Raw genomic sequence first — 18,586 nt, 5'->3', positions numbered from 1 at the left:
AAGCTTTTCCACGACGGAGAGACACCATGCAGTACATGTTGATGTTCTATCAGCCCGCGGCCGAATTCGAGCAACGCGAGGACGCATCCGCGCAGGCCTACCGCGCCAGCTGGGTCGCATATGCCGACGCCGTGCGCCAGTCGGGCATCTCGCTCGGCGGCCACGGCCTCTTCCCGCCCATGACCGGCACCACGCTGCGCGTGCGCGGCGACAGGCGCCAGGTGCAGGACGGCCCCTTCGCCGACACCAAGGAGCAGCTCGGCGGCTACTTCGTGATCGACGTTCCCGACCTCGACGCCGCGCTCGAATGGGCCGCGCGTGCGCCCTGCGCGACCAGCGGCGGGGTGGAGGTGCGGCCCGTCTTCGTCGCCACGGCCCTGGCTGCTGCATGAGCGACCCGGCGGTTCACTGGGCCGCCGAGCGGGCGGCGCGCGAGTCGTACGGCCGGCTGCTGGCCATCCTCTCCGCGCGCACCCACGACATCGCCGCATCCGAAGACGCACTGGCCGACGCCTTCGCCCGCGCGCTCGAACGCTGGCCCGCCGACGGCATTCCGGCCGAGCCCGACGCCTGGCTGCTGAGCGTGGCGCGCCACCGCAAGCTCGACGCCTGGCGCCACAGCCGCGTGCAGGACCAGGCCACGCAGACCCTGCTGCTGCTCGCGGGTGAAGTCGACGACGCCACCGACGGCGCCGGCGCCATTCCCGACGAGCGGCTGCGCCTGCTCTTCGTGTGCGCGCACCCGGCCGTCGATGCCCCGGCACGTGCGCCGCTCATGCTGCAGACCGTGCTCGGCCTCGACGCGGCGCGCATGGCCGGCGCCTTCCTCACCGCGCCTTCCACCCTCGGGCAGCGGCTGGTGCGCGCCAAGGCCCGCATCCGCGCAGCCGGCATTCCCTTCGAATACCCGCAGGCGCGCGACCTGCCGCAGCGGCTGCAGGACGTGCTCGATGGCATCTACGCCGCCTACGGCACCGGCTGGGACGACATCGACGGCGCCGACGCCCTGCCGCGCGGCCTCACCACCGAGGCCATCGACCTGTGCCGCATCCTCTGCGGCCTGATGCCCACCGAACCCGAGCCGCTGGGCCTGCTGGCGCTGATGCTCTTCTGCGAAGCCCGCATGCCCGCGCGCCGCAGCGACACCGGCGCCTACGTGCCGCTCGACCAGCAGGACCCGCTGCGCTGGAACCCCGACCTGCTCGCCGAGGCCGAGCTCTGCCTGCGCCGCGCATCCGAGATGAAGTCGCTCGGCGCCTACCAGCTCGAAGCCGCGATCCAGTCGGCCCACTGCGAACGCCGCGTCGGCGCACCGGTGCCGCCCGAGGCGCTGGTGTCGCTGTACGAGGGACTGCTGGCGCTGCGGACCAGCATCGGCGCGCAGGTCAGCCTCGCCTGCGCGCTTGCGAACGCGCGCGGCCCGGAGATCGGCCTGCGGGCACTGGAAGCCATTCCCGCGCAGGACGTGGCGAACTACCAGCCGTACTGGGCTGCACGAGCGCATCTGCTCGCGGCCGGTGGTGCGCGCTCCGCCGCCCGGCAGGCGTTCGACCGGGCCATCGGGCTGAGCTCCAACGCGGCGGTGCGTGCGTACCTGCACGCGATGTCGGATCGGCTCTGAGCCGTCGCCCAGCTACTTCGTCGCGTTGAAGGTGCGCGGAAACAGCGCCGCCTGCGAGCGGTCGCGCAGCCGGTAGCTCATGGCCGGCCGCCCCAGGCTGCCGGTGACCATGCCGGCCTCTTCCATGAATCCGCCGTCGAGCATGCGCTTGCGGAAGGCGCTCTTGTCGACCGCCCTGCCCAGCACGACCTCGTAGGTGTGCTGCAGCGCCGGCAGCGTGAACGGCTCCTCCAGCAGGAAGGCCGGCAGCGAGGTGTATTCGACCTTGCCGCGCAGCCGCGCCACGGCCGCATCGAGCAGCTCGCCATGGTCGAAGGCCAGCCGCTTGCGCGAGGCGGCATCGACCTCGAACCACGCCACCTCCGTCGCGTTCGCGCCGCTGCGCAGTTGCATCGCCTGCGCGGGGATCAGCGCGTAGAAGCAATGCGTGGCCGACCAGCCCCGCGGATCGCGCTGCGCGCCGCCCCAGCTGCCCAGCTGCTCCAGGTAGGGCGTGACCACGCCCGTCTTCTCGCGCAGCTTGCGTAGCGCGCAGTCGAGCAGCGTGGCGTCTTCGTCGATGTTCACGAAGCCGCCGGGCAAGGCCCACTTGCCCGGGAAGGGCTCGTCGGTGTCGGCGGGTCGCTTCACCAGCAGCACCTGGAGGGCGTCGCCGAGTACGGTGAACATCACGATGTCGACGGTGACCAGCGGGCGCGGGAAGGTCAGTGGCGGAAATCCGGAAGATGGAGTACTCACTTGAGAACTTGACTGCGGGTTTATTAGTTGTACTATACAACTCTCATTTAGTTGCATAGAGCAACTCACACGAGATCGTAGTCAAGACAAGAACAAGGAAAACGAAATGAACACCGCTGTCACACCCCGCAGCACCCGCGACCTGCCCGCCTACTTCGCACAGGGCCATCGCCCAGAGTTCCTTCTCTTCTGGGGCCATCAGGCGCCGAAGACCGGCGTGAACAAGAGCTGCTTCAGCCAATGGTTCGAAGCCGCGTTCACCGTCGACGGCGTCCGGTACCGCACGGCCGAGCATTTCATGATGGCCGGCAAGGCGCGCCTGTTCGGCGACAACGAGATATGCGATCGCATCCTCGCCGCGCGCACGCCCGGCGAGGCCAAGAAGCTGGGCCGCGAGATACGCGGCTTCGACGAGGCCGCATGGGTGGCCGCCCGGCTGGACATCGTGACGCAGGGCAACATCGCCAAGTTCTCGCAGAACACGGAGCTCGGCGCCTTCCTGCTCGGCACGGGCCACCAGGTGCTGGTGGAGGCGAGCCCGGTCGATCCGATCTGGGGCATCGGACGTGCCGCCAACGATCCGCTCGCGCAGGACCCGCGCGAATGGAAGGGGCTCAACCTGCTGGGCTACGCGCTGATGGCCGCGCGCGAGGCGCTGAGGCAGCGGCCATGAACGTGATCGAGCGCTATCGGGGTTGCCTGCTCGGTCTGGCCTGTGGCGACGCGGTGGGCACCACGGTCGAGTTCCGCACGCGCGGGAGCTTCGCGCCGGTGACGGGCATGCACGGCGGCGGGCCCTTCGGGCTCGTCGCGGGCGAGTGGACCGACGACACCTCGATGGCCCTGTGCCTCGCCGCGAGCCTGATCCACTGCAAGGGCTTCGACGCAATCGACCAGATGAACCGCTACTGCAACTGGCGCAGCGTGGGCTACATGAGCAGCACCGGCAACTGCTTCGACATCGGCCTGACGGTGTCGGGCGCCCTCACCCGTTACCTGGCCTCGGGCGATCCTTTCGCCGGAGATCCCGATCCGCGCACTGCCGGCAACGGCGCGCTGATGCGGCTCGCGCCGGTGCCGATGTTCTACGCGGCGAGCGCCGAGGCCACCTGGAAGCAGGCCGGCGAAAGCACGCGCACGACGCACGGCGCGCTGGAGGCCATCGAATGCTCGCGGCTCTTCGCATTGCAGCTGCGTTCGGCCTTGCTTGGCAAGGGCAAGGCTGCGATCCTCTCGACCGAACCGCTGGCGCCTCTGAGCGAGAAGGTCACGGCCCTGGCGCGGAACGACCATGCCTCGAAGATCGCCAGGCAGATCAAGGGATCAGGCTACTGCGTCGAATCGCTCGAAGCGGCGCTCTGGTGTTTCGCGAACACCGGCTCCTTCGAGGAAGCCGTGCTCGCCGCCGCCAACCTCGGCGACGACGCCGACACCACTGCAGCCATCTGCGGCCAGCTGGCAGGAGCTTTCTACGGCGTCGCAGGCATCCCGCGGGACTGGCTCGACAAGCTCGTGATGCGCGCGGAAATCGAAGAGATGGCCGGGCAGCTCCTCGCGCTGGCCGGCTGACGAAGCCCGGCGACTACTCAGGCTGCACGGCCGCGTCCCCCACCCGCCGCGCATCGAGCTGGCTGCCGCCCTGCGCCAGCGACACTCCCACCACCGCATTCGCCGCATCGCGCCTGAACATGACCTGCGCGCCGATGGCAGTCACAGCAAAGCGGTCGTTGCCCGTGGGCGTGAGCGCGCTGTAGCCGCGGCCCGTCTCGCGCACCAGCAGCCTGCCGCTGCGCACGGTGAAGCTCAGCGACTTGTTCCTGGTCACGCGGTATTCGCCGCGGTACTCGTCCAGCCGCTTCGCATCGATCGGCACTTCGGCGGTCGGCACCGGATAGCGGCTCTTGCCGATGGCCAGCATCACCGATTGCATCGGCGCGCGCGCATTGCTGCTGAGCACGATCATCGCCTCGCCGGTGTCAGGCGCGAGCAGCCACAGCGTGCGGTAGCCCTCGGTGACGCCCGCGTGATAGTAGGTGCGCCGGCCGCCTTCGGGCCCGCGCACCATCACGGCATAGCCGATCTCGGCGCCCTCGTAGCGCGCCAGCGGCGTGAGCATGCGCGCGGCGGCCGGGCCCAGCGGGCCGGCGGCGCCTGCGAGGATGGCGCGGCTGAAGGTCAGCATGTCGGCGGCGGTGGAGCGCAGCGCGCTGGCCGGCGCGTAGGCCTGCATGTCGAACAGCGGCTGGCGACGGTCGCCCGCGAAGGCCGGGGCCATGCGCGAGGCCTTGTCGCCCAGCGTGATGACGGTGTCGTTCATGCCCAGCGGCTCGGTGATGCGCGCGCGCACCAGTTCGCCCCACGAGGTGTCGTAGTGCTCGGCGAGCAGCTGGCCAAGCAGCGCCATGCCGAAGTTGCTGTAAGCGCCTTCGCAAGGCGGCGCGGCGGCCGTGAGCCTGATGCGAGCGAGCGCGGCCCAGAACATGGCCTTGTCGTAGGCGTGGAACTGCTCGACGAGCGGCGCGCCGCCGGTCACGCCGTCGGCCATCACGGGCATGCAGCCGGTGTGCGTGACAAGCTGGCGCAGCGTGACCGAGGCCACCGCGGGCGAAAGGCCGGCGACCTTGCCGGCGAGCAGCCTGCCGACCGTGTCGTCGAGCTTCAGGTCGCCGCGCTGCACCGCCTGCGCGAGCAGCAGGCCGGTGAACACCTTGGTGACGGATCCGATCTCGAACATCGGCTGCTCTGCGCTGCCCGATGCGATGGCGCGTGGCTGCGACGGCGGCTCGGGGTTGTAGGCGGCGCCGTAGGCCACCTGCCCATCGTGCAGCGTGCCCACCACCATCGTGCCCCGCTCGGTGCCGAGGGCTGCTTTCGCAAGAACGGCCGGATCGCTTGCCAGCGTCAGGGGCTGTTGTTGCTGCTGCGGCGGCTGCAGTTGCGCCAGGGCATTGCCGGCCAGCAGAGGGACGAAAAGCCAGGCCGCAAGCCAGGAGCGGTACAGCAGGGCATGGGGCATGAGCCGCATCGTCGGATTCCTCAGGCGTTCGAAGAGCCGCAATCCTGCCACGTCCGGAGTCCCCCTCGCGCGCCGCGACGACAATCGGCCGATGCGCGCATTGCTCGGCACCTTCTCCTGGCAGGAACTCCGCCACCACCCCTGGCGCAACGCGGCGGCCGTGCTGGCCGTGATGCTCGGCGTCGCGCTGGCCTTCTCGGTACAGCTGATCAACGCCTCGGCGCTCGACGAGTTCTCGAGCGCGGTGCGCTCGGTCAACGGCGAGCCCGACCTGGAGGTGCGCGCCGTGCAGGGCGGCTTCGACGAGGCCGTGTTCGCGCAACTCGCCCGCCATCCGCAGGTGGCGCTGGCGAGTCCGGTGGTCGAGGTGCAGGGCCTGGCGCTTGCCGGCGGGCAGCAAGTGCCGATCCGCGTGATCGGCATCGACGCGCTGGCGCTGCCGACCATCGCACCCGCGCTGATGCCGCAGGCCGCGGCGGGTGCCGACCGCTTCGCCCTCTTTGCGCCGGGCCATGTGTTCCTCAACCTCGCGGCTCGCGATGCGCTGGGGCTGCCGGCGCAGGCGCCGGCCGACGGCAGGGCCGAGAAAGTGCAGCTGCGCAGCGGCGACGCCTGGCACAGCCTCTCGGTGGCCGGCCACGTGGCCGCGGGCGGCAAGGCGCTCGCGGTGATGGACATCGCGGCAGCACAGGAGCTCTTCGGCCGCATCGGCGAGCTCAGCCGCATCGACCTGCGCCTCGCGCCCGGTACAGACCGGGCCGCGTTCATGGCCTCGCTGCAGCGCGCACCCGGCTGGCCCGCAGGCGTGCAGTTCGCCGAGCCCGGCGACGCGGCGCAGCGCGTGAGCAACCTGTCGCGCGCCTACCGCGTGAACCTCACGGTACTGGCGCTGGTGGCGCTCTTCACGGGCGCCTTCCTGGTGTTCTCGGTGCTGGCGCTGAGCGTGGCCAAGCGCGCGCAGCAGTTCGCACTGCTGGGCGTGCTCGGGCTCACGCCGCGCGAGCGGCTGCGTCTGGTGCTGGCCGAATCGCTGGTGCTGGGCCTGATCGGAAGCCTGGCCGGCCTCGCGCTGGGCACGGCGCTGGCGGCCTTCGCGCTGCGCGTGCTGGGCGGCGACCTGGGCGGCGGCTACTTCGAGGGCGTGGCGCCCACGCTGCACTGGAGCGCGGGCGCCGCCCTGCTCTACGGCGGGCTCGGCGTGCTGGCCGCGCTGGTCGGCGGCTGGTGGCCCGCGCGCGCGGCGCAGTCGCTGCCCGAGGCGCAGACGCTCAAGGGCCTGGGCGCCGCGCCCACGCGCAGCAACGGCCACTGGCTGGCGCTGGGCCTGATCGCGCTGGGCGCCGTGCTGGCCAACCTGCCGGCCATCGGCGGCATTCCGGTGGCGGCGTATCTTTCTGTGGCCTGCCTGCTGGTGGGCGGCATCACGGCCTTGCCCTGGCTGATCGCGCTGCTGTACGACCGTGTGGCGCCGCTGTTCTCGCAGCGCGTGCTGCCGATGCTGGCGGTGGAGCGCGCCAGGCGCATGCGCGGCACGGCGGCGGTGGCGGTCAGCGGCGTGGTCGCAAGCCTGAGCCTCGCCGTGGCGCTGACGGTGATGGTCGCGAGCTTCCGCGATTCGGTGACGCAATGGCTCGGCGTGGTGCTGCCCGCCGACCTGTACGTGCGCGCCACCTCAGGCGGCCGCGGCGGCAACAGCGGCGGCGGCAGCAGCACCGACACCGCCACCTTCGCGCCGGCCTTCGTCCAGTCGCTGGCGCAGTTGCCCGGCGTGGCACGCACCGGCACGCTGCGCACGCAACCGCTGCAGCTGGATGCGGCGCGGCCGGCGGTGACGCTGATCGCGCGCAGCCTCGAAGGCGGAGCCGCGCAGTCTCTGCCGCTGGTGGGCAGCGCACTGCCGGTGCCCGAGGGGCAGATCGGCATCTACGTGAGCGAGCCGATGGTGGAGCTCTACGGCGCGAAGCCGGGCACGGTGTTCGCGCCGCTGTCGGCCGCCATGGGCAAGGCGCAGGCCTCGTTCTTCGTGGCCGGCGTGTGGCGCGACTACGCGCGGCAGTTCGGCGCCATCACCATGGACGCGCGCGACTACGAACGCATCACCGGCGAGCGCAACGTGAGCGACGTTGCGCTGTGGCTCGCGCCCGGCGCGTCGGAGGGGGCCGTGCAGGTCGCTGTGCACGAACTCGCCGCGCGCCACAACGATGGCTCGGCCGGATCGGTGGAGATCGCTTCGGTGGGCCAGATCCGCACGACCTCGCTGCGCATCTTCGACCGCAGCTTCGCCGTCACCTACTGGCTGCAGGCGGTGGCCATCGCCATCGGCCTGTTCGGCATCGCCGCCAGCTTCAGCGCGCAGGTGCTCGCGCGTCGCAAGGAGTTCGGCCTGCTCGCGCACCTGGGCTTCACGCGCCGGCAGGTGCTCGCGGTGGTCGCCGGCGAAGGCGCCGCGTGGACCGCCATCGGCGCCGTGGCCGGGCTCGGCCTGGGGCTGGCGGTGTCGGTGGTGCTCGTGAAGGTGGTGAACCCGCAGAGCTTCCACTGGAGCATGGATCTGCTGGTGCCGTGGGCGCGTCTGCTGGCGCTGTGCGCGGCGGTGGTCGCCGCCGGCACCATCACGGCGTGGATGGCCGGCCGCGCCGCCGCCGGCAAGGATGTGGTGCTGGCGGTAAAGGAAGACTGGTAGGCCGCAGGCCAGCCCCACGACGTCAGCGTGCCGGCGTCAGCTGGATTCTTTCCAGCGTCTCCTTCTCCACGGTAGCCCGGCTGTAGACCAGCGGCACGTACTTGCCCTCGAGCCACAGCGGCGCAAGGTCGCGGTAGTTCGGGCTCTCGGGGTTGCCCGACTGGCCCGGCGCGTTGATGACGCGCGAGGCGTCCCAGTTGCCCACGTCCAGCACCATGCGGAACGACGCGCCGGAGGTCAGCTTGTAGTCGCTCGCGCGGTAGGTGGCGGCCATCGGCGTGAAGGAGGAACCCGACATCGGCCAGTCGCCCACGTCGAGCTTCCCGCGCAAGGAGGCATCGACCACGCCGCCCAGCGGATGGCGGAACTCGGCGCGGTGCAGCGCGCCCCACTTCCATGTCGCGGGGTCGGGGCCGAGCTTGGCGCTCAGCTCCTGCATCGCGGCCGGCAAGGTCTTGAGCAGCAGCGCGTCGCGCTGTTCGTTCGTGACCCAGCCGAAGGGGTTTTCCAGCAGCAGCACCATGCGCGTGTTGTCGCCGGGCGCGGCCAGCGCAGCGCCGGCATCGCCCGCGCCGGCCTTGAGCACGGCGGCGCGCAGCGGCTTGCTGCTCCACACCTCGTAGAGGGCCGCGGCGGCGCTGTCGCGGTCCATGGTGCCGTCCCAGCCCTGCAGCATGCGCAGCGCGGCGGCCGTCTGGGCGTCGTCGCTGCGCAGGCCCGAGAGCAGCTTCAGCACCCGCTGCGCGGGCGTGGCGACGATGTCGTTCTGCATGCGCTGCGAATCTTCGAGCGAGAAGCGCGAGCCCGCCGCCACCTTGCTGGCGAACAGCTCCTTGAGCCGGCGGGCACGCGCCGCGTCGCTCCACTCGTAGCCCACGCCCTTCTTCGCCGCAGGATGGTCGGGCGGGATGTTGTTCTCGTTGGCGGTCACCACGTAGCCGCGCGCGGGGTTGAACTCGGAGGGCAGCTCGTCGCCGTTGCGGAAGCCCGACCACTCGTAGCGGCCGTCGCCGGGCACGGGCATCAGGCCATCCCAGTTGGGGCGGATGGGCGTGAGGCCGCCGGGAATCCAGCCTACGTTGCCGCTGCTGTCGGCGTAGACCTGGTTCTCGCCCGGCGCGCCCCAGCGGTTCATGGCGGCGCGGAACTGGTCCCAGTTGCGCGCGCGCATGTAGTCCATGGAGCCGAAGTACGGCGCCATGCCGGGCTCCAGCCACGCCGCGCGCAACGCAAAGGCGCGCCGCTTGCCCGGTTCGGACAGCAGCACCGGCCCATGGCGCGTGAAGGTGTTGATCACCTCGCGCGGCGCGCTCTCGCCCTTCACCGCGATGCGCTCGGTGACGCGCACCATCGGCTCCCAGCGGCCCTGGTAGCGGTACTCGTTGGGATTGCGCGGGTTGAGCTGGTACACGTACAGGTCTTCCTGGTCCATGTAGAAGCGCGTGAGGCCGAAGGCGATGGTGCCGTTGTGGCCGATCGAGATGCCCGGCAGGAAAGGCTCGCCCGCGCCGATCACATCCATGCCCGGCGCGCTCAGGTGCGCCATGTAGCGCAGGCTGGGTGCGCCGTGCGCGCGATGCGGGTCGTTGGCGAGGATGGGCCGGCCGGTGGAGGTGAGCTTCGGCGAGATCACCCAGTTGTTGCTGCCGTAGCCGGCCGTGGGGTCGCCCTGCGATGGCTGCTGCGGATTCGGCAGGCTCGCTACGGGCGCCGCGAGCCGAGTGTTGGTCTTGCTGAACTGCGGCGCCTCGGTCGCGCGCATGTAGGCCGCGCGCAGTTCGGCTGTCGGAATGGTGCACGGGTCCAGCCCCTGCGGCACGCGCGGATTGATTGGCGGATCGAGCTCGCGCCGCAGCCAGTCGGCCTTGATGCCGGGGCCGCCCGCGCAGAAGGCGCGTGCGCGGTCGATCTCGGAAGTGAAGTTGAGCGTGAGGCCGTGGTGGCGGATGCGCACCACGTCCTCGGGCGACCACGTGGCCGGCTGATAGCCCAGGAGCGCGAACTCCGGCGGCAGCAGCGAAGGCTTCGCGCGCACCTGCGCCACGTAGGCGTTCACGCCGGCCGTGAAGGCCTCGGCCACGCGCTTGGCGTCGGAGCCATAGGCCAGCCACTCGCGGTACATGTCGCCGCGATAGAGCACGGCACGCGCGGCGCGGTCGTTCTCCACCCATGCGGGGCCGAAGTCCTTCGCCATCTCGCCCAGGCCGCGCTTGCGCCAGAGGTCCATCTGCCAGAGCCGGTCGCGCGCGGCGATGAAGCCCTGCGCGACGAAGGCGTCATAGAGCGTGCCCGCGTAGAGGTGGGGTACGCCCCATCGGTCCACGAGCACCTCGGCCGGTTTCTCGAGGCCGGGCACGGCGAATGATGAGGAAGGCCGCGTGGTGCCCGGCTGCGCATCGGGCGGCCCCGAGGCGCAGCCCGCGAGCATGAGAGCGGTGAGTGATGCGAGCGCAACTGCGCGAAAGGAATGCCTTTGACCTAACGAGCGCCGCGATGCCCGGCGCAGGTTTGTTCTTTTCATGGGCCTCGTCTCCTGCCTTGTGTTGTTCGTAGAGGGGTGGCAGCGAACAGTATCCCGATTTGCGCGGCTCGTGGGCGTTACAAGGCGCGACTTGTAGACTGGCACACCATGCAGCGAGCCCTCTCTTCCTTCCCTCTTTCGCGCCGAAACCTGCTGCTCGCCGCGCTCGCATCGGGGCCGCTGGCCGCATGGGCGCTGCCCGAGCGCCGCCTCGAGTTCCCGCGCGACTTCGGCAGCCATCCCGATCTGCACACCGAGTGGTGGTACGTCACCGGCCACGCGAAGACTTCCGCCGGACGCGAGTTCGGCTTCCAGGTCACCTTCTTCCGCTCGCGCGTGGAGGCCACGCTGGGCATGCGCTCGGCCTTCGCGGCGAAGCACCTGGTGTTCGCGCATGCGGCCGTCACCGACCTCGAAGGCCGCGTGCTGCTGCACGACCAGCGCATCGCGCGCGCGGGCTTCGGCGTTGCCGAGGCTTCCGCGAACGACACCGACGTGCGCATCCGCGACTGGTCTCTCGTGCGCGAGAACGGCATCTATGTGGCGCGCATTCCGGCGAACGAGTTCATGCTCGAACTGCGCTTCACCCCCACGCAGCCGGTGCTGCTGCAAGGCAATGCCGGGCTCTCGCGCAAGGGGCCGGAGGAATCGCAGGCCAGCTACTACTACAGCGAGCCGCAGCTCAAGGCACAGGGCAAGCTCACGCTGAAGGGCCAGGCCTTCGACGTCGCGGGCACCGCATGGCTGGACCACGAATGGAGCGAGGCGCTGATGCATCCCGAGGCCGTGGGCTGGGACTGGATCGGCATGAACCTCGACGATGGCAGCGCCCTCACCGCCTTCCACCTGCGGCGCAGCGACGGCACCGCGCTGTGGGCCGGAGGCTCGTACCGGCAGCGAGACGGCACGGCCCGGATCTTCAGGAACGGCGAGGTCCGCTTCGAGAGCCTCAAGACCTGGGACAGCCCCCGCACGCAGGCGAAGTATCCGACGCGATGGCGAGTACAGACGCCCGCCGGCAGCTTCGAGGTGCGCGCCCTGCTCGACGACCAGGAACTGGACAGCCGCGGCTCCACCGGCGGCGTGTACTGGGAGGGCGTGAGCGACCTGCTCGACGCGCAGGGCCGCCGCGTGGGGCGCGGCTATCTCGAGATGACCGGCTACGCGGCTCCGTTGAAGCTGTAACTGTTGTAGCCACGGACAGAGGCTGACAACCGAAAGCCTCCTACATGCGTTGGGAAAATTTCCCATAAATAATCATCCCGAAGCAGAGGAGCCCCAACATGAAAACCCGAATCGCAATGCTGGCCGCTGCCGGCGCGCTCTCCATCCTGGCGAGCCCCCTTGCCGCCAACGCGCAGGTCTCCGTCAACATCAACGTGCCCGGGCTGGTGATGACGGCCCCGCCACCGCCGCGCTACGAGCCGCTGCCGCCGCCGCGCGGCGGCTTCGTCTGGGTGCCGGGCCGCTGGATCTGGGACGGCCGCGCCTATGCATGGCGCGCGGGCGGATGGCAGCCGGAGCGTCCGGGCTACGTCTATGCGCCCGGCCGCTGGATCGAGGACCGCGGCGGCTGGCGCTGGACCGAAGGCGACTGGCGCCGCGAGGCCCGCCGTGAAGCGCGCCGCGAACGCGAGTGGGAAGAAGATCACGGGCGCTACGAGCGCGGCCACCGCCACGGGCCGGACCGCGGCGATTTCTGCCCACCCGGCCAGGCGAAGAAGGGCAACTGCTAAAGCGCTGTCAGTCCGCAGAGCCCCAGACAAAGAAGGGAGCCGTCGAGGCTCCCTTTTTGCTTTCCAGCGCCCTACTTCGCCCGCCGCCGGTCGATGAACGCGATGATCTCGCCCATGATCCCCTTGCGGAAGGCCAGCACGCAGATCACGAAGATCAGGCCCGTCACCATGGTCACCGACTCGCCCAGCGTGTTGAACCAGTCCACCGTGGTGATGCGCGCGAGCAGGTTGCCGAGTTCGCCGATCTTGTTCTCCAGCAGTACCACCACCGCCGAGCCCACCAGCGGACCCGAGAGCGTGCCCAGGCCACCCACCAGCGTCATCAGGATGACCTGGCCCGAGGCGGTCCAGTGCACGTCCGAAAGCGTGGCGAAACCCAGCACCAGCGTCTTGAGCGAGCCGGCCAGGCCCGACAGCGCCGCCGAGATCACGAAGGCCAGCAGCTTGAAGCGGCTCACGTCGTAGCCCAGCGAGAGAGCGCGCGGCTCGTTCTCCTTGATGCCCTTCAGCACCTGCCCGAAGGGCGAATGGATGGTGCGCACGATCAGCAGGAAGGCCACGACCACGATGACAAGCGCCACGTAGTACATGGTGAGGTCGTTCGACAGGTCGATCACGCCGAACAGCTTGCCGCGCGGCACGCCCTGCAGTCCGTCCTCGCCGCCGGTGAACTTGGCCTGAAGCGCGACGAAGAACATCATCTGCGCGAGCGCCAGCGTGATCATCGCGAAGTAGATGCCCTGGCGGCGGATGGCCAGCACGCCGAAGACCCAGCCGAGCAAGGCGCCGGTGAGCGTGCCCGCGATCAGCCCCAGCTCGGGCGTGAGGCCCCAGACCTTGATCGCGTGGCCCGCCACGTAGGCCGAGCCGCCGAGGAATGCCGCGTGCCCGAAGGAGAGCAGGCCGGTGAAGCCCAGCAGCAGGTTGAACGCGGCCGCGAAGAGCGCGAAGCACATGAGCTTCATCACGAACACCGGGTAGGCGCCGAAGAACGGTGCCAGGACCAGTGCGAGCAGCAGCAGCGCGTAGACGACGGTGGATATCTTTTTCATGTTCATGCCGTCCGCCTTATTTTTCTTTGCCGAACAGGCCGGCCGGACGGATGAGCAGCACGATGACCATGATCACGAACACGACGGTGGAGGATGCCTCCGGATAGAAAACCTTGGTGAGCCCCTCGATCACGCCGAGCCCGAGGCCGGTGAGGATCGCGCCCATGATCGAGCCCATGCCGCCGATCACGACCACGGCGAACACCACGATGATGAGGTTCTGCCCCATCAGTGGCGACACCTGGATGACGGGCGCGGCGAGCACGCCGGCGAAGGCGGCGAGCGCACAGCCGAAGGCGTAGGTCAGCGTGATCATCAGCGGCACGTTGACGCCGAAGGCCTCCACCAGGCGCGGATTCTCGGTGCCGGCGCGCAGGTAGGCGCCGATGCGGGTCTTCTCGATCACGTACCAGGTGGCGAAGCACACCACCAGCGATGCCACCACCACCCATGCGCGGTAGTTGGGCAGCACCATGAAGCCGAGGTCGGTGGCGCTCGACAGCGCGTCGGGCGCGTCGTAGGGCAGGCCCGAGACGCCGTAGATCGAACGGAACACGCCCTCGATCAGCAGCGTGAGGCCCAGAGTGAGCAGCAGGCCGTAGAGGTGATCGAGCTTGTAGATCCAGCGCAGCAGCAGCCGCTCGATGAGCACGCCGAAGATGCCGATGACGATGGGCGCGGCGATCAGCATCACCCAGTAATTGACGCCGAAATACTCCATCGCCATCCACGTCAGGACGGCGCCGAGCATGAACAGCGCGCCGTGCGCGAAGTTGATGACGTTGAGCAGGCCGAAGATCACCGCCAGCCCGAGGCTCAGGATGGCGTAGAACGAGCCGTTGACCAGCCCCAGGAGGAGCTGGCTCAACAGGGCGGGAAGGGAAATGTTCATAGAAAGTTCAGGACGCCACTGGCCGGTTCTTCTTTTTCGCGGGGGCCGCCGCGCACGGCCGCCCGAAGCGGCCGGCCCGCCCCCCTTGCAAAGGTGGGTTGGCGAAGCGACACGCAGTGCGCGCAGCTTGGGGGGTTACTTCCACAACGCGCACTTGCTTTCGGCCTTGGTCGTGAAGACCTCTTCGCCCTTGAGCTTCTGGACCACCTTGTAGTAGTCCCACGGCTGCTTCGACTCGGCCGGCGACTTCACCTGCACCAGGTACATGTCGTGCACGAAGCGGCCGTCGGCGCGGATGTTGCCCTTGGCATAGAAGTCGTCGATAGGGGTGGACTTGAGCGTCTCCATCACCTTGTCGGCATCGACCGTCTTGGCTGCCTGCACGGCCTTCAGGTAGGTCATGGTGGCCGAGTAGTCGGCGGCCTGGATGTCGGTGGGCATGCGCTTGGTCTTCTCGAAGAAGCGCTTGCCGAAGGCGCGCGTCTTGTCATCGAGGTTCCAGTCCCAGCTGGTGGTCAGCAGCAGGCCCTCGGTGTTCTTCAGGCCCAGGCTGTGCACATCGGTCACGAAGACCAGCAGGCCGACCAGCTTCATGCTCTTGGTGATGCCGAATTCCCGCGCCGCCTTGATGGCGTTCTGCGTGTCGCCGCCGGCGTTCGCGAGCGCGAGCACCTGCGCCTTGGAGTTCTGCGCCTGCAGCAGGAACGAGGAGAAGTCGGAGGTGTTCAGCGGATGCTTCACGCTGCCGAGCACCGTGCCGCCCTTCTCCTTCACGACCTTGGTCGCGTCGGCTTCGAGGGCCTGGCCGAAGGCGTAGTCGGCCGTCAGGAAGTACCAGCTCTTGTCGCCTCGCGCGATCACGGCGCTGCCCGTGCCCTTGGCCAGCGCGACGGTGTCGTAGGCGTAGTGCACGGTGTAGGGGCTGCACTGCTCGTTGGTGAGCGCCGAGCTGCCCGCGCCGTTCACGATGAACACGCGCTTCTTCTCCTGCGCCACCTTGGCCATGGCCAGGCCGGTGCCCGAGCTGGTGCCGCCGAACAGCATCGTCAGGCCTTGCGTGTCGATCCACTCGCGCGCCTTGGAAGCGGCGATGTCGGCCTTGTTCTGATGGTCGGCCTGCAGCAGCTCGATGGGCATGCCGTTGACCTTGCCGCCGAAGTCGTCGATGGCCATCTGGATCGCCAGCGCCCCGTTCTTGCCCTCCACGTCCGCGTACAGGCTCGACATGTCGGTGATGAAGCCGATCTTGACCTTGTCCTGTGCCTGAGCGGCTCCCACCGCCACGAGGCAGGTGGCGGCAAGGCAGGCGGAGGCGATGAGCGTGCGTTTCATGGCTTGATCCTCGTGATGACTTCGGTGGAAGGAAAGAGGGAAGAGAAAGGAGAAGGAGAACCCGGGCTGCCGCGTCAGGCGATCACTTCCAGGCCGCGCACTTGGTCTCGGCCTTGGTCGTGAAGACCTGGTCGCCCGGCAGCGTCTTCAGCACCTTCAGGTAGTCCCAGGGCTTCTTCGACTCGGCGGGCGACTTCACTTCCACCAGGTACATGTCGTGGATGAAGCTGCCGTCGGCGCGGATCTGGCCCTTGCCGTAGAAGTCGTCGATCTTCATGCTCTTGAGCTGCGCCATCACCTTGTCGGATTCGGTGGTCTTGGCGGCGGCCACGGCCTTCAGGTAGGTCATGGTGGCCGAGTAGTCGGCGGCCTGCACGTCGGTGGGCATGCGCTTGGTCTTCTCGAAGAAGCGGTTGGCGAACTTGCGCGACTCGTCGTTCAGGTCCCAGTACCAGCTGGTGGTGTGCAGCAGGCCTTCGGTGTTCTTCAGGCCCAGGCTGTGGATGTCGCTCAGGAAGACCAGCAGGCCGGCGGTCTTCATCGTCTTGTTGATGCCGAACTCCTTGGCGGCCTTGATCGAGTTGATGGTGTCGCCGCCCGCGTTGGCCAGGCCCAGGATCTGCGCCTTGGAGTTCTGCGCCTGCAGCAGGAACGAGGAGAAGTCCGAAGCATTCAGCGGATGGCGCACGGCGCCCACCACGGTGCCGCCCTTCTCCTTCACGACCTTGGTGGTGTCGGCTTCGAGCGCGTGGCCGAAGGCGTAGTCGGCCGTCAGGAAGAACCAGCTCTTGCCGCCTCGGTCGACCACCGCGGCGCCGGTGCCCTTGGCCAGGGCCACGGTGTCGTAGGCATAGTGAATGGTGTACGGGCTGCACTGCTCGTTGGTGAGCACCGAGCTGCCGGCGCCGTTGTTGAAGTACACGCGCTTCTTTTCTTCGGCCACCTTGGCGGTGGCCAGCGCCACGCCCGAATTGGTGCCGCCGAAGACCATGGTCACGCCGGCGGTGTCGATCCATTCGCGCGCCTTGGAGGCGGCGATGTCGGCCTTGTTCTGGTGGTCGGCGGTCAGCAGCTCGATGGGCTGGCCCAGCACCTTGCCGCCGAAGTCGTCGATGGCCATCTGGATGGCGGTGGCACCGCCCTTGCCTTCGAGGTCGGCATACAGGCTCGACAGGTCGGTGACGAAGCCGATCTTCACTTTTTCCTGCGCCTGCACGGCGCCTGCACTCATGGCGAGGATGCCGATTGCGGTTGCGATGAGGCCGAGTTTCTTGTTCATGCTGTTGTCTCCTGGAGAAATCTTTGTGGGATGGAAGGACAGGTCTTGTGGACTCGATGTGTTTTAGACGCCCAGCAGTTCGGTGAGCACGGGCATCTTGGCTTCGAGCTCGGCGGCGCCGAACTTCTCGACGATGCGGCCGTGCTCCATCACGTAGAAGCGGTCGGCCAGCGGCGCGGCGAAGCGGAAGTTCTGCTCCACCATCACGATGGTGTAGCCCTTGGCGCGCAGCGTGGTGATCATGCGCGCCAGCGCCTGCACGATGACCGGCGCGAGGCCTTCGGAAATCTCGTCGAGCAGCAGCAGCTTGGCGCCGGTGCGCAGGATGCGGGCCACGGCCAGCATCTGCTGCTCGCCGCCGGACAGGCGAGTGCCCTGGCTGTGGCGACGCTCTGCGAGGTTCGGGAACATGGCGTAGATCTCTTCGACCGACATGCCCGGCCCCGCCCCCTTCAGCTCGGGCGGCAGCATCAGGTTTTCCTCGCACGAGAGGCTGGCGAAGATGCCGCGCTCTTCCGGGCAATAGCCCACGCCGAGATGCGCGATGCGGTGCGTGGGCATGCCGACGGTCTCGCGGCCGTTGACCTCGATGCTGCCCTTGCGTGCGCCCGTCAGGCCCATGATGGCGCGCAGCGTGGTGGTGCGGCCCGCGCCGTTGCGGCCCAGCAGCGTGACGACCTCGCCCGGCTGCACGACCATGTCGACGCCGTGCAGCACATGCGATTCGCCGTACCAGGCTTGCAGGCCTTTGATTTCGAGTGCAGCCGTCATGTCAGTGGGCTCCCTGCAACTGGCCTTCGGTGGTGCCCATGTAGGCCTCCATGACCTGCGGGTTCTTCGAGACCACGGCATACGGGCCCTCGGCCAGTACCGCGCCGCGCTGCAGCACGGTGATGGTGTCGGCGATGGTCGAGACCACGCTCATGTTGTGCTCCACCATGAGGATGGTGCGGCCGGCCGACACGCGCTTGATGAGTTCGGCAACGCGGTGCACGTCTTCGTGGCCCATGCCCTGCGTGGGCTCGTCCAGCAGCATCAGCTCGGGCTCCATGGCCAGCGTGGTGGCGATCTCCAGCGCGCGCTTGCGACCGTAGGGCAGGTTCACGGTCTGTTCGTCGGCGAGCTCTTCGAGGCCGACTTCGGCCAGCAGCTCGCGGGCCCTGGCATCCAGCGGCTTGAGCGACTTCTCGCTCTTCCAGAAGTGGTACGAGGTGCCCAGGCGGCGCTGCAGGCCCAGGCGCACGTTCTCCAGCAATGTGAGGTGCGGGAACACGGCCGAGATCTGGAACGAGCGGATGATGCCGCGGCGCGCGATCTGCGCGGGGCGCTCGCGCGTGATGTCCTGGCCGTTGAAGAGGATCGTGCCGGTGGTGGGCTCGAGGAACTTGGTCAGCAGGTTGAAGCAGGTCGTCTTGCCAGCGCCGTTCGGGCCGATGAGCGCGTGGATGGAGCCGCGCACCACGGACAGGTTGACCTTGCTGACCGCGGTGAACCCCTTGAATTCCTTGGTGAGCTGGCGTGTTTCGAGGATGACGTCGCTCATCTCGCGAAGTCGCCCGGGTTCGTGTGAAGAATGTGGGTCATGCGGTCCATCTCAATGCGCCAACCATCGAGCGCGGACCGATTGTTCGTGGGTGCCTCCGGCTTGCATACTGGGGCAAATGCCTATGCTGCAGTGCAACCATTTCACGGCGCCGCGGGCTTGCTCGCCACGAC

At 68.8% G+C, this 18,586-nt stretch carries 16 protein-coding genes; 7 read left to right on the top strand and 9 right to left on the bottom strand.

Annotated features, from left to right (window positions below; translation table 11 throughout):
- The first annotated feature begins 26 nt into the window (after window positions 1–26).
- Window positions 27–392 carry a YciI family protein gene (locus EJP67_RS00630; RefSeq protein WP_126018360.1) on the top strand — a complete coding sequence of 122 codons (366 nt, stop codon included), beginning with the start codon at window positions 27–29 and terminating at the stop codon, window positions 390–392.
- On the top strand, window positions 389–1,621 hold the full coding sequence (locus EJP67_RS00625) for an RNA polymerase sigma factor (protein ID WP_126018358.1): 1,233 nt from the start codon (window positions 389–391) through the stop codon (window positions 1,619–1,621). Before EJP67_RS00630 ends, EJP67_RS00625 begins: the two co-directional genes overlap by 4 nt.
- 12 nt (window positions 1,622–1,633) lie before the next feature.
- Here the strand turns inward: EJP67_RS00625 and EJP67_RS00620 are convergent, their stop codons facing one another.
- Entirely contained in the window at window positions 1,634–2,290 is a 657-nt protein-coding gene (locus EJP67_RS00620; protein ID WP_240650515.1) for an NUDIX hydrolase, read from the bottom strand.
- Between the two features lie 175 nt (window positions 2,291–2,465).
- Here EJP67_RS00620 and EJP67_RS00615 point away from each other — a divergent pair, with 175 nt between their 5' ends.
- Together EJP67_RS00615 and EJP67_RS00610 are read left to right on the top strand one after the other, a co-directional pair.
- Window positions 2,466–3,032 carry an NADAR family protein gene (locus EJP67_RS00615; protein ID WP_126018354.1) on the top strand — a complete coding sequence of 189 codons (567 nt, stop codon included), beginning with the start codon at window positions 2,466–2,468 and terminating at the stop codon, window positions 3,030–3,032.
- Window positions 3,029–3,928, top strand: a complete 900-nt coding sequence (locus EJP67_RS00610; RefSeq protein WP_126018352.1) for an ADP-ribosylglycohydrolase family protein — start codon at window positions 3,029–3,031, stop codon at window positions 3,926–3,928. The genes EJP67_RS00615 and EJP67_RS00610 overlap by 4 nt, the downstream gene beginning before the upstream one ends.
- Window positions 3,929–3,941: 13 nt before the next feature.
- Here the strand turns inward: EJP67_RS00610 and EJP67_RS00605 are convergent, their stop codons facing one another.
- Window positions 3,942–5,384, bottom strand: a complete 1,443-nt coding sequence (locus EJP67_RS00605) for a serine hydrolase domain-containing protein (protein WP_126018350.1) — start codon at window positions 5,382–5,384, stop codon at window positions 3,942–3,944.
- 82 nt (window positions 5,385–5,466) lie between these two features.
- On the opposite strand from EJP67_RS00605, the gene EJP67_RS00600 reads away from it, so the two are divergent.
- Window positions 5,467–8,058, top strand: coding sequence for an FtsX-like permease family protein (locus EJP67_RS00600; protein ID WP_126018348.1), 2,592 nt, complete (start codon window positions 5,467–5,469; stop codon window positions 8,056–8,058).
- A 22-nt stretch (window positions 8,059–8,080) separates the two neighbouring features.
- Here the strand turns inward: EJP67_RS00600 and EJP67_RS00595 are convergent, their stop codons facing one another.
- Window positions 8,081–10,579 carry a penicillin acylase family protein gene (locus EJP67_RS00595; RefSeq protein ID WP_126018346.1) on the bottom strand — a complete coding sequence of 833 codons (2,499 nt, stop codon included), beginning with the start codon at window positions 10,577–10,579 and terminating at the stop codon, window positions 8,081–8,083.
- Between the two features lie 108 nt (window positions 10,580–10,687).
- Here EJP67_RS00595 and EJP67_RS00590 point away from each other — a divergent pair, with 108 nt between their 5' ends.
- Window positions 10,688–11,764, top strand: coding sequence for a lipocalin-like domain-containing protein (locus tag EJP67_RS00590; RefSeq protein WP_126018344.1), 1,077 nt, complete (start codon window positions 10,688–10,690; stop codon window positions 11,762–11,764).
- A 98-nt stretch (window positions 11,765–11,862) separates the two neighbouring features.
- A complete protein-coding gene (locus EJP67_RS00585; protein ID WP_126018342.1) occupies window positions 11,863–12,315 on the top strand; it encodes a YXWGXW repeat-containing protein in 453 nt (150 codons plus the stop codon).
- Between the two features lie 71 nt (window positions 12,316–12,386).
- Here the strand turns inward: EJP67_RS00585 and EJP67_RS00580 are convergent, their stop codons facing one another.
- The 6 genes from EJP67_RS00580 to EJP67_RS00555 form a co-directional block, all read right to left on the bottom strand.
- Complete coding sequence (locus EJP67_RS00580) at window positions 12,387–13,373, bottom strand: branched-chain amino acid ABC transporter permease (protein ID WP_184636568.1); 987 nt, start codon at window positions 13,371–13,373, stop codon at window positions 12,387–12,389.
- A 10-nt stretch (window positions 13,374–13,383) separates the two neighbouring features.
- On the bottom strand, window positions 13,384–14,259 hold the full coding sequence (locus tag EJP67_RS00575) for a branched-chain amino acid ABC transporter permease (RefSeq protein ID WP_126018338.1): 876 nt from the start codon (window positions 14,257–14,259) through the stop codon (window positions 13,384–13,386).
- A 135-nt stretch (window positions 14,260–14,394) separates the two neighbouring features.
- Window positions 14,395–15,591 (bottom strand): ABC transporter substrate-binding protein, encoded by a 1,197-nt coding sequence (locus EJP67_RS00570; RefSeq protein WP_126018336.1) that lies wholly within the window; start codon window positions 15,589–15,591, stop codon window positions 14,395–14,397.
- Window positions 15,592–15,673: 82 nt separating this feature from the next.
- Window positions 15,674–16,870 (bottom strand): ABC transporter substrate-binding protein, encoded by a 1,197-nt coding sequence (locus EJP67_RS00565; protein ID WP_126018334.1) that lies wholly within the window; start codon window positions 16,868–16,870, stop codon window positions 15,674–15,676.
- Between the two features lie 63 nt (window positions 16,871–16,933).
- Complete coding sequence (locus tag EJP67_RS00560; RefSeq protein WP_126018332.1) at window positions 16,934–17,641, bottom strand: ABC transporter ATP-binding protein; 708 nt, start codon at window positions 17,639–17,641, stop codon at window positions 16,934–16,936.
- 1 nt (window position 17,642) lies between these two features.
- Window positions 17,643–18,413 (bottom strand): ABC transporter ATP-binding protein, encoded by a 771-nt coding sequence (locus tag EJP67_RS00555; protein WP_126018330.1) that lies wholly within the window; start codon window positions 18,411–18,413, stop codon window positions 17,643–17,645.
- Window positions 18,414–18,586 lie beyond the last annotated feature (173 nt).

The organism is Variovorax guangxiensis (assembly GCF_003952165.1).
Classification (GTDB): domain Bacteria; phylum Pseudomonadota; class Gammaproteobacteria; order Burkholderiales; family Burkholderiaceae_C; genus Variovorax; species Variovorax guangxiensis.
The sequence above is the reverse complement of the archived record's forward strand: the minus strand, read 5'-3'. Positions and strand labels throughout refer to the sequence as shown.